This is a genomic window from Enterobacter sp. 6722112 (genome assembly GCF_058661685.1).
Genome location: NZ_JBZWGR010000007.1, coordinates 4,501,119 through 4,512,831, shown reverse-complemented (window position 1 = coordinate 4,512,831; position 11,713 = coordinate 4,501,119). Strand labels below are relative to the sequence as shown.

Annotated in this window: 9 protein-coding genes; 6 read left to right on the top strand and 3 right to left on the bottom strand. The window is 56.8% G+C overall.

All coding sequences use genetic code 11. The features are described from left to right. Positions 1-10: 10 nt before the first annotated feature. Entirely contained in the window at positions 11-307 is a 297-nt protein-coding gene (locus tag AC4OVU_RS23055; RefSeq protein WP_017383628.1) for a hypothetical protein, read from the bottom strand. Between the two features lie 704 nt (positions 308-1,011). After that, positions 1,012-2,682, bottom strand: a complete 1,671-nt coding sequence (gene ligB / locus AC4OVU_RS23050; RefSeq protein WP_110292432.1) for an NAD-dependent DNA ligase LigB — start codon at positions 2,680-2,682, stop codon at positions 1,012-1,014. A 250-nt stretch (positions 2,683-2,932) separates the two neighbouring features. Between ligB and gmk the strand changes: the two genes are divergently transcribed. Genes gmk through recG form a run of 5 tightly spaced genes read left to right on the top strand, consistent with a single transcriptional unit; the run spans position 2,933 to position 8,799 of the window. After that, positions 2,933-3,556 (top strand): guanylate kinase, encoded by a 624-nt coding sequence (gene gmk / locus AC4OVU_RS23045; RefSeq protein WP_006177710.1) that lies wholly within the window; start codon positions 2,933-2,935, stop codon positions 3,554-3,556. Between the two features lie 54 nt (positions 3,557-3,610). After that, positions 3,611-3,886: a DNA-directed RNA polymerase subunit omega gene (rpoZ, locus tag AC4OVU_RS23040; RefSeq protein WP_000135058.1), complete on the top strand. Its 276-nt coding sequence runs from the start codon at positions 3,611-3,613 to the stop codon at positions 3,884-3,886. A 19-nt stretch (positions 3,887-3,905) separates the two neighbouring features. After that, positions 3,906-6,020 (top strand): bifunctional GTP diphosphokinase/guanosine-3',5'-bis pyrophosphate 3'-pyrophosphohydrolase, encoded by a 2,115-nt coding sequence (spoT, locus tag AC4OVU_RS23035; protein ID WP_003860921.1) that lies wholly within the window; start codon positions 3,906-3,908, stop codon positions 6,018-6,020. Positions 6,021-6,024: 4 nt separating this feature from the next. Then, positions 6,025-6,714, top strand: a complete 690-nt coding sequence (gene trmH, locus AC4OVU_RS23030; RefSeq protein WP_003860922.1) for a tRNA (guanosine(18)-2'-O)-methyltransferase TrmH — start codon at positions 6,025-6,027, stop codon at positions 6,712-6,714. 3 nt (positions 6,715-6,717) lie between these two features. After that, complete coding sequence (gene recG, locus AC4OVU_RS23025; RefSeq protein ID WP_045910955.1) at positions 6,718-8,799, top strand: ATP-dependent DNA helicase RecG; 2,082 nt, start codon at positions 6,718-6,720, stop codon at positions 8,797-8,799. 3 nt (positions 8,800-8,802) lie between these two features. Here recG and gltS read toward each other — a convergent pair whose 3' ends face one another. Continuing rightward, complete coding sequence (gene gltS / locus AC4OVU_RS23020) at positions 8,803-10,005, bottom strand: sodium/glutamate symporter (protein ID WP_491928795.1); 1,203 nt, start codon at positions 10,003-10,005, stop codon at positions 8,803-8,805. 225 nt (positions 10,006-10,230) lie between these two features. Here gltS and xanP point away from each other — a divergent pair, with 225 nt between their 5' ends. Further along, positions 10,231-11,622 carry a xanthine/proton symporter XanP gene (gene xanP, locus AC4OVU_RS23015; protein WP_015570053.1) on the top strand — a complete coding sequence of 464 codons (1,392 nt, stop codon included), beginning with the start codon at positions 10,231-10,233 and terminating at the stop codon, positions 11,620-11,622. Positions 11,623-11,713: the final 91 nt, after the last annotated feature.

The following is an 11,713-nucleotide window of genomic DNA, read 5'->3' as shown; positions in this document are numbered from 1 at the left end:
CGCACCAGCCTTAGCGGGTAACTGTCGTCGTGGAAGTACCATTGCCTGAGTCATCGCCACTGTCGCTTGCCGCGACAACGGCTAACGTCGCTACGCCGGCAATCGCAGCGGTGGTGACAACAGCGGTTGTCCCAATCGCGCCTGCCGCCAGTCCCCCCGTAGTGCCAGCGGTAGTTCCCACCGTTGCTCCGGTTGTTGTACCGGTTGTTGCTGCGCTGGTGCTACCTGCTTCGGTGGTAGCGCCTATAGCAGGCAGGGCAGTCGCCAACGTGAGTGCCGTCAGCACTGTACAAAGCGTCCTTTTCATTTTTGGTCCTCATTCAAATGAAGGAAAATATGAGCACCTGGAAACCAGGTCCCGGTTAACGGGCATAAAGCCCGGGGCTGAATTCCGGCCCGACAGGGACGGAAAATCATCCATGTAAAAGCCCTGGGCTCTGAACACCAGCGCATATAAACTGCCAGGATATATTTCGGTACCCTTAATTGCTTCAATTGGAGTTCAGATAGTTAACTCCCTCACGGGGTGCAAAAAGAAAGGAAAACGCAGAAGTGATGCGAAATGCACCCCAGCGGTAACTACCTTAAAAATTTTGGATAAGATAATTCTTATAATAATTTGACGCAATGATTTCCGGCAGAATAAATATGACTAATTGTTAACCAGAAAACACTCAACATATTATTAATAAAATAGTTAAACAACTGAAATTAAAAGCAAAAATACGAACAATACTCAGGCTACATTGCCTACAACTCCTTCATTCCCGGCTATTGCTCTCGATTAATAGTGATTGAGATCAATTAAGCCGTTCTCTCAAAGAAAATAAAAACGCAAGCAGAGCAAATTCTGAAATTGGGTTCAGGGATAATATTTCCTCAAAATATATTTGCCATGAATAATTCATTTATATTCATAATTATTGCGTATATAAACCGCGTCTCATAAATACGCTATTCACGGCAGCGGAAGTGTGCCCCCTCGCCAGTCTGTTCAGGAGCGCACGCAGATTAAAATCCACCGATGTGCTCTGCGGCCAGCCATTTTGCCAGGGCATCAATCTGAGGCTGATGCAGCCAGTTTACGATCTGGCGGGCCTTCTCCTGCCCGACACCCGGCAGCATCCGCCACTCCGCTTCGCTTCGCTGAATCAGCGCCTGCCAGGTGCGATCCCCTGCCGCCTTGAGCGTCGACCGGGCCAGCGGTATTCCCATCGCGGTGATCCAGCGGATAAAAGGTCGCTCCCGCGCCAGGTTAAACTGATGCCACAGCGCAGCGCCATGCGATGCCGATATCCCCGCCGTCGCGGTGAGCTGCGCCTGCGTGAGCTGTAGCCAGGAGAAGAGGTGCTTAAACCGATGCGCCTGATAGAGGGTCCGCCATCCTGATTCGCCCATTCCTTCGATATCTAACGCCTGCCTGGAACTTAGCCACGTCAGCCGGGCAAAAAATTGCGCCATGCACTCCGGAGAGGCATAGAAACAGGTTAAGCCGTTATAGCGCGATGAGGGCGGCTGCGGTTTACTGCGATCCACATTGCGCCACACCACGTTATCCAGCCGGGGAATACCTTGTCCCGCCAGGCTTACCAGCACCTGATCGCCGGGGGCAATATCCAGCCTCTGCCAGCGGTTAACCGACCCTAAGCTGACGCGCTGTACGCGTTTATCGTCGAGCATCAGCGGCTCAAGCTGCGCAATCGCGGTGATCCGCCCGGTACGGCCAACGGTAAAGTGAATCGCTTTGACCTCCGTCACCTGGGCCACAGGAAGGTATTTCCATGCGACGACCCAACTCCCTTCCCCCGGCAGCCATCGCTCGCCCGGCGGCTCTGCCGAGGCGCGGACCACAATGCCATCCGTGGCGAAGGGCAACGAAGCCTTAAACCAGGCCGTCCGCTGCGCCTCCACGTCAGCCGCGTTTTTAACCGGCAGGGTATAGCGGGCCGTCAGGGTAAAACCTGCCTCCGCCAGCGCGGAAAGGCGTGCTTTCATCGCTTTTGGGCCGTTCGGCCAGGCCCAGATAAAAATGCCTGTCTGCTTCAGCGCTGCGCGATCGGTCGCGCGCATCATCGCTCCCGCTACCTTCGCACGCGCGTTCATCCCCCCCATCCGCTGCTGGATATGCCCGTCGCGCAGCAGAAAAAGTTCACCCTGCAACACGCTGTTGGCAAGCGGCCCGGCCAGCGTTTGCGGAATAGCGGGGATCATTCGCGCCTGTGCCGTCCACTCTTCCCCCTGTAAGCCGTCGCCCCGGCTAATCGCCTGCACCAGCTTGCCGTTTTTGTAGACCAGGGTGACCGCAACGCCATCCACCTTTGGCTGTACCCAGAGATCCTGCTGCGTCGCCATCCAGCGGCTAAGCGCCTGCTTGCTTTCTACCTTATGCACGCCGGTATGGGCGAAGGGATGTTTCACCGTCCCACTGGCAGCTGGAAGATCGTCGTGCAGCGGTTCATCGTGAAAACAGCGCTGCCACTGTTTTAAGCGGGCGTTAAGCCTGTCGTAAACGTCGTCGCTCACCTCGCTGCGGCCCTGCTTCCAGTAATCATCATTCCAGCGGGTCAGCTGCGCCTTCAGGGCCGCGATCTCCTGCCCGGCTTTAGCCGGTGACCAGACCGGGCAGATAGCCATCGCCCCGCTGCTTAAGAAGATCATCAGTATGCTTATCCATTTCACCATTATTACCCCTCCCTGTTTTGCGAAGGGTATACCCTGCCCGGGAGCCGCAGACCAGCTGCAAAATTGCATTTTACGAGCGCGCTTCAGCGCATTGTTTTTATTGCAGCAAAAAGAAGGTAAAAGCTGAAAACGGCACGCAAAATTTAATCATCCAGGGGAAAAAGTGTGACAAAGGCTACGTCACACAGCGGCGACGTGTATAATAAGCCCGTATGTAGGACTTCTTCGTTAACACATACAAAAGACTCTCATGGCTCAAGGCACGCTTTATATTGTTTCTGCCCCTAGTGGCGCGGGTAAATCCAGCCTTATTCAGGCACTGTTAAAAACCCAACCGTTGTACGATACGCAGGTTTCTGTTTCTCACACCACGCGAGCACCGCGTCCGGGTGAAGTGCACGGTGAACACTATTTCTTTGTGAATCACGACGAATTCAGAGCGATGATTGGCAGAGACGCGTTTCTTGAACACGCAGAAGTTTTCGGTAACTACTACGGTACTTCGCGTGAAACCATTGAGCAGGTTCTGGCGACCGGCGTGAACGTGTTCCTGGATATCGACTGGCAGGGCGCGCAGCAAATTCGTAAGAAAATGCCTGATTCGCGCAGTATCTTTATTTTACCGCCATCGAAAGATGAACTGGATCGTCGCCTGCGTGGTCGCGGCCAGGACAGCGAAGAAGTTATCGCGAAGCGTATGGCGCAAGCTGTTGCAGAAATGAGCCATTACGCGGAATATGATTACCTTATTGTGAATGATGATTTTGATGCCGCGCTGAGCGATCTCAAAACTATCCTTCGCGCAGAACGTCTGCGTATGAGCCGCCAGAAGCAGCGACATGACGCATTAATCACCAAACTGTTGGCAGACTGAACCCACTTTCAGTATCATGCCCAGTCATTTCTTCACCTGTGGAGCATTTTAAGTATGGCACGCGTAACTGTTCAGGACGCTGTAGAGAAAATTGGTAACCGTTTTGACCTGGTGCTGGTCGCCGCGCGTCGCGCTCGTCAGATGCAGGTAGGCGGTAAAGATCCGCTGGTACCGGAAGAAAACGATAAAACCACCGTTATTGCACTTCGCGAAATCGAAGAAGGTCTGATCAACAACCAGATCCTCGACGTGCGTGAGCGCCAGGAGCAGCAAGAGCAGGAAGCCGCTGAATTACAAGCTGTTACCGCTATTGCTGAAGGTCGTCGTTAATTAAACCTGCGGGTCGCCCTTGTATCTGTTTGAAAGCCTGAATCAACTGATTCAAACCTACCTGCCTGAAGACCAGATTAAGCGTCTTCAGCAGGCGTATCTCGTTGCACGTGACGCTCACGAGGGCCAGACACGTTCAAGCGGTGAACCCTATATCACGCACCCGGTAGCGGTGGCCTGTATTCTGGCCGAGATGAAACTCGACTACGAAACGCTGATGGCCGCCCTGCTGCATGACGTGATTGAAGATACCCCTGCCACCTACCAGGACATGGAACAGCTGTTTGGCAAAAGCGTTGCCGAGCTGGTGGAAGGGGTCTCTAAGCTTGATAAGCTAAAATTCCGCGACAAGAAAGAGGCGCAAGCCGAAAACTTTCGCAAGATGATCATGGCGATGGTGCAGGATATCCGCGTCATTCTCATCAAACTCGCGGACCGCACCCACAATATGCGCACGCTGGGCTCACTTCGCCCGGATAAACGTCGCCGCATCGCCCGTGAAACCCTCGAAATCTACAGTCCGCTGGCGCACCGTTTAGGTATTCATCACATTAAAACCGAGCTGGAAGAGCTGGGTTTTGAGGCGTTGTACCCGAACCGCTATCGCGTGATTAAAGAGGTGGTGAAAGCCGCTCGCGGTAACCGTAAAGAGATGATTCAAAAGATCCTCTCTGAAATCGAAGGGCGTTTGCAGGAAGCGGGCATTCCGTGCCGCGTGAGCGGTCGCGAAAAGCATTTGTACTCTATCTACTGCAAAATGGTGCTTAAAGAGCAGCGTTTTCACTCGATTATGGATATCTACGCGTTCCGCGTCATCGTCCACGATTCAGACACCTGTTATCGCGTGCTGGGGCAGATGCACAGCCTGTACAAGCCGCGTCCGGGGCGCGTCAAAGATTACATCGCCATTCCAAAAGCGAACGGATACCAGTCTTTGCACACCTCCATGATTGGCCCGCACGGTGTCCCTGTTGAGGTGCAGATTCGTACCGAAGATATGGATCAGATGGCGGAGATGGGTGTCGCGGCGCACTGGGCTTATAAAGAGCACGGCGGCGAAAGCAGCACCACCGCGCAAATCCGCGCCCAGCGCTGGATGCAGAGCCTGCTGGAGCTGCAACAGAGCGCAGGTAGCTCGTTTGAATTTATCGAGAGCGTTAAATCCGATCTCTTCCCGGATGAGATTTACGTTTTCACGCCGGAAGGGCGCATTGTCGAACTGCCTGCGGGCGCGACACCGGTCGACTTCGCTTACGCCGTGCATACCGATATCGGCCATGCCTGCGTAGGTGCCCGCGTCGACAGGCAGCCTTATCCGCTGTCGCAGCCGCTTTTCAGCGGACAGACGGTGGAGATCATTACCGCGCCAGGGGCACGTCCTAACGCCGCCTGGCTGAACTTTGTCGTGAGCTCAAAAGCGCGCGCAAAAATCCGCCAGCTGCTGAAAAACCTCAAGCGCGACGACTCCGTTAGCCTGGGGCGTCGTCTGCTCAATCACGCGCTGGGTGGCAGCCGCAAACTGGCAGAGATCCCGCCAGAAAACATTCAGCATGAGCTGGAGCGTATGAAGCTCGCCTCGCTGGATGACCTGCTGGCAGAGATTGGTCTCGGCAACGCCATGAGCGTGGTCGTGGCGAAGAACCTGCAACAAGGCGAAACGACAGCCGTTCCTGCCACCACGCAAAATCATGGTCACCTGCCGATCAAAGGCGCTGACGGGGTGCTCATCACCTTCGCCAAATGCTGCCGTCCTATCCCGGGCGACCCGATTATTGCGCACGTCAGCCCGGGTAAAGGGCTGGTGATCCACCATGAATCCTGCCGTAACATCCGTGGCTATCAGAAAGAGCCTGAGAAGTTCATGGCGGTCGAGTGGGATAAAGAGACGGCGCAGGAATTTATCACTGAAATCAAGGTGGATATGTTCAACCACCAGGGTGCCCTGGCGAACCTGACGGCAGCGATCAACACCGCCTCATCCAACATTCAAAGCCTGAATACGGAAGAAAAAGATGGCCGCGTTTATAGCGCCTTTATTCGCCTGACCGCCCGTGACCGTGTGCATCTGGCCAATATTATGCGCAAGATCCGCGTGATGCCGGACGTCATTAAAGTCACCCGTAACCGAAACTAGCATTATGAATTCAAAACGTTACGAGCGAATCTGCGAAATGCTCGCCAGGCGTCAGCCTGATCTGACGGTCTGCATGGAGCAGGTCCATAAACCTCATAACGTCTCTGCTATCGTCCGCACCGCAGATGCCGTCGGCGTGCATGAAGTCCACGCCGTCTGGCCTGGCGCACGTATGCGTACCATGGCCTCCACCGCCGCAGGCAGCAACAGCTGGGTATCCGTGAAAACTCACCAGACTATTGGTGAAGCGGTCTCGCACCTGAAAGGGCGTGGCATGCAGGTTCTGGCAACCAACCTCTCTGCTAAAGCCGTGGATTTCCGTGAGATCGACTACACCCGTCCGACCTGTATTTTAATGGGCCAGGAGAAAACGGGGATCACGCAGGAAGCACTGGATTTGGCCGATCGGGACATCATCATTCCAATGATCGGCATGGTCCAGTCACTCAACGTGTCGGTCGCCTCAGCGCTGATCCTGTATGAAGCGCAGCGCCAGCGTCAGAATGCCGGAATGTACGAGCGCAGCAACAGCATGCTGCCTGAAGAGGAGCAGCAGCGCCTGCTGTTTGAAGGTGGCTATCCGGTGCTGGCTCGCGTTGCGAAGCAGAAGAAATTGCCTTACCCCCACGTCAACGCGCAGGGCGAAATTGAAGCCGATGCCGAGTGGTGGTCCACCATGCAGTACGCGGGGTAAATCATGAAAGGCCGCCTGCTGGACGCCATACCGCTCAACAGCCTGACGGGCGTGGGCGCGGCACAAAGCAGTAAACTGGCGAAGATAGGCCTGCACACCGTGCAGGATCTCCTGCTCCACCTCCCCCTGCGCTACGAAGACCGTACTCAGCTTTATAAGATTGGCGATCTGCTGCCCGCTATTTACGCCACCGTTGAAGGGGAAGTGCTGAACTGCAACATCACCTTTGGCGGACGCAGGATGATGACCTGCCAGATCAGCGACGGCACCGGCATTCTCACCATGCGCTTTTTCAACTTCAATGCGGCAATGAAAAACAGCCTTGCCACTGGACGACGCGTACTTGCGTACGGTGAAGCCAAACGGGGCAAATACGGCGCGGAGATGATCCACCCGGAATACCGCGTGCAGGGCGATCTCAGCTCACCTGAGCTACAGGAGACGCTCACGCCGGTCTATCCAACCACTGAAGGCATTAAGCAGGCTACGCTGCGCAAGCTCACCGATCAGGCGCTGGAGCTGCTCGATACCTGCGCCATTAACGAGCTGCTGCCGCCGGAGCTGGCGCAGGGCATGATGAGCCTGCCGGAGGCGTTGCGCACCCTGCACCGTCCACCGCCAACGCTTCAGCTTGTTGATTTAGAGAGCGGTAAACACCCCGCCCAACGGCGTCTTATCCTTGAGGAATTACTGGCTCACAACCTGAGCATGCTGGCTCTGCGCGCAGGAGCGCAGCGCTTCCACGCGCAGCCATTAAGCCAGCGTGATGAGCTCAAAGATAAGCTGCTGGCCTCACTGCCGTTTAAACCCACCGGCGCCCAGGCGCGGGTGACTGCCGAGATCGAACGCGATATGGCGCTGGATGTGCCGATGATGCGCCTGGTGCAGGGCGACGTGGGTTCCGGGAAAACGCTGGTCGCCGCGCTGGCCGCTTTGCGCGCCATCGCCCACGGTAAGCAGGTGGCGCTGATGGCGCCGACGGAACTGCTGGCCGAGCAGCACGCCAACAATTTCCGTAATTGGTTCGCCCCGCTGGGAATTGAAGTGGGCTGGCTGGCTGGGAAGCAGAAGGGCAAAGCGCGCCTTGCGCAGCAGGAAGCCATTGCCAGCGGGCAGGTGCAGATGATTGTCGGCACGCACGCCATTTTCCAGGAACAGGTGCAGTTTAACGGCCTGGCGCTGGTCATTATCGACGAACAGCACCGCTTTGGTGTTCATCAGCGTCTGGCGCTGTGGGAGAAAGGTCTGCAACAGGGCTTCCACCCGCATCAGCTGATCATGACCGCCACGCCGATTCCGCGCACCCTGGCGATGACGGCCTATGCCGATCTGGATACCTCCACCATCGACGAACTCCCCCCGGGCCGTACGCCGGTGACGACGGTCGCCATTCCGGACACGCGCCGCAACGACATCATTGACCGCGTGCGCAACGCCTGCACCCACGAAGGACGTCAGGCTTACTGGGTCTGTACCCTGATTGAAGAGTCTGAGCTGCTGGAAGCGCAGGCTGCCGAAGCCACGTGGGAAGAGTTAAAGCTCGCCCTGCCGGAGCTGAACGTCGGTCTGGTTCACGGGCGCATGAAGCCTGCCGAGAAGCAGGCGGTGATGCAGTCGTTCAAACAGGGCGAGCTGCATTTGCTGGTCGCGACCACGGTCATCGAAGTGGGCGTGGACGTGCCGAACTCCAGCCTGATGATTATTGAGAACCCGGAGCGCCTGGGCCTGGCGCAGCTCCACCAGCTACGAGGCCGCGTGGGCCGTGGCGCGATCGCCTCTCACTGCGTGCTGCTCTACAAAGCCCCTCTGTCGAAAACCGCGCAGATGCGTTTGCAGGTATTACGCGACAGCAATGACGGCTTCGTCATTGCGCAAAAAGATCTGGAGATCCGCGGCCCGGGCGAACTGCTGGGCACGCGTCAGACGGGTAACGCCGAGTTTAAAGTAGCGGATTTATTGCGCGATCAGGCCATGATCCCCGAAGTACAACGCCTTGCGCGTCATATTCATGAACGCTACCCCGAACAGGCGGCAGCGTTAATTGAACGCTGGATGCCGGAAACCGAGCGGTATTCCAACGCCTGACGATCAGCCAAACATCGGCAGCATCAGGTAGAGCTTAATGACCAGCGCGTTGACGATATCAATGAAGAATGCGCCCACCATCGGCACCACCAGAAACGCCATGTGCGACGGGCCGAACCGTTCGGTGATCGCCTGCATATTCGCGATGGCCGTTGGCGTCGCTCCCAGACCAAATCCACAGTGACCCGCAGCCAGTACCGCCGCATCATAGTTTTTGCCCATCATGCGCCAGGTAACAAAGATGGCATACAGCGCCATGAACACGGCCTGCACCGCCAGGATCGCCACCATCGGCAGCGCCAGCGAGGCCATTTCCCACAGCTTGAGGCTCATCAGCGCCATCGCCAGGAACAGCGACAGGCTGACGTTCCCCAGCACGGACACTGCGCGCTCAAAGACGCGGTAGAAGCCCATCTGCGCCAGACCGTTGCTCAGGATCACCCCGATAAACAGCACGCAGACAAAGGTTGGCAGTTCGAAAGCCGTTCCCGCCAGCCATTGCGCAACGATTTTGCCCACGGTAAGGCAGATGGCAATCATGGCGATGGTTTCAATCATCACCAGCGAGGTGATGCTGCGGCCAACGTCCGGTTTTTCAAATGCGGTCGGCACCATTTCATCGTCTGGCCTGCCTTCCGGCGTGGTGGAGTGTTTCACCAGATAGCGCGCCACCGGGCCGCCAATCAGCCCGCCAAGCACCAGGCCAAAGGTCGCGCAGGCCATTGCCACTTCCGTTGCGTTTTCAAAGCCATAGCGTTCGATGAACAGCTTGCTCCACGCCGCGCCCGTTCCGTGGCCACCTGACAGGGTAATCGACCCCGCCAGCAGACCCATCAGCGGATCCAGCCCCAGCAGCGACGCCATACCGATGCCGATGGCGTTTTGCATCAGCAGCAGGCCCACCACAACAATCAGAAACACGCCCAGCACCTTGCCGCCCGAACGCAGGCTTGCGAGGTTAGCGTTCAGGCCGATAGTAGCAAAGAAGGCCAGCATCAACGGATCTTTCAGGGACATATCAAAATCTATTTCCCAGCCCATGCTTTTTTTCAGTACCAGCAGGGCCAGCGCCACCAGCAATCCACCGGCGACAGGTTCAGGAATGGTGTACTTTTTCAGAAAGGAAACACTGTGTACCAGCTTGCGACCAAGCAGAAGAACCAGCGTTGCGGCAACAAGGGTCGACAACGTATCGAGATGAATCATAAAAGGCTCCTGTTATGCGCGTGTTCCATACACACGCGGCGTTATCCTGGGCCGGGTGATGCTCGTCATGAGCCGCCGGCGCGAAAAGTGTAATTTTTTTTTCCTGTTCGTTGTAGAAAACCTGCTCACACCGGCAGATTTTCTCTCTTTTTTTTGCTGGCAATCGTTTGCTTTTACCAGGTGGTCAGCTAGAATGCCCGCTTTTCCACCGTGGGATTGCCGCCGATGTCTGTTAACACTCTGGAGTCTGCTGATGCGCAACCGATTGCGCAGAAGCAAAACAGCGAACTGATTTACCGCCTTGAAGATCGTCCCCCGCTGCCTCAAACCCTGTTTGCCGCCTGCCAGCACCTGCTGGCGATGTTCGTTGCGGTCATCACGCCGGCTCTGCTGATTTGCCAGGCGCTGGGGTTACCGGCGCAGGATACGCAACACATCATCAGTATGTCTCTGTTCGCTTCCGGCGTGGCCTCCATCATTCAAATTAAAGCCTGGGGTCCGGTGGGCTCGGGTTTGCTGTCGATTCAGGGCACCAGCTTTAACTTTGTGGCGCCGCTGATCATGGGCGGTACGGCACTGAAAACCGGCGGCGCAGATGTCCCGACGATGATGGCGGCGCTTTTCGGCACCCTGATGCTGGCAAGCTGCACAGAGATGATCATTTCCCGCGTTCTGCACCTGGCGCGCCGGGTGATCACCCCGCTGGTCTCCGGCGTGGTGGTGATGATTATCGGCCTGTCACTGATCCAGGTGGGTCTGACCTCCATCGGGGGCGGCTACGCGGCAATGAGCGACCATACCTTCGGCGCGCCGAAAAACCTGCTGCTGGCAGGCGTGGTGCTGGCGATCATTATTCTGCTTAACCGCCAGCGTAACCCGTACCTGCGCGTGGCATCGCTGGTGATCGCCATGGCGGCCGGTTACCTGCTGGCGTGGGCGCTGGGCATGCTGCCGGAAAACACCACCCCAACCAACAGCGCGTTGATTACCGTGCCAACGCCGCTCTACTACGGCCTGGGCATTGACTGGAGTCTGCTCCTGCCGCTGATGCTGGTCTTTATGATCACTTCGCTGGAAACCATTGGCGATATCACCGCCACCTCCGACGTGTCCGAGCAGCCGGTCTCCGGCCCGCTGTACATGAAACGTCTGAAAGGCGGCGTGCTGGCGAACGGACTGAACTCGTTTGTCTCGGCGGTGTTCAACACCTTCCCGAACTCCTGCTTTGGCCAGAACAACGGCGTGATCCAGCTGACCGGCGTGGCCAGCCGCTACGTGGGCTTCGTGGTAGCGCTGATGCTGGTGGTCCTCGGCCTGTTCCCGGCGGTGAGCGGGTTTGTGCAGCACATCCCTGAGCCGGTGCTGGGCGGCGCGACGCTGGTCATGTTCGGTACCATCGCGGCCTCTGGCGTGCGTATCGTCTCCCGCGAGCCGCTGAACCGCCGCGCAATCATGATTATTGCGCTGTCTCTCGCCGTAGGGCTTGGCGTCTCCCAGCAGCCGATGATTTTGCAGTTTGCCCCGGACTGGGTGAAAAACCTGCTCTCTTCCGGCATCGCCGCGGGCGGTATTACCGCTATTGTGCTGAATCTCATTTTCCCGCCTGAAAAGAACTGATCCCCACACGGCAGGCTGTCAATGCCTGCCGTGACATCTCTTTACACCATTCCCGCCTTGAGCATTGCGCATAAATCGTGCATAACACCCT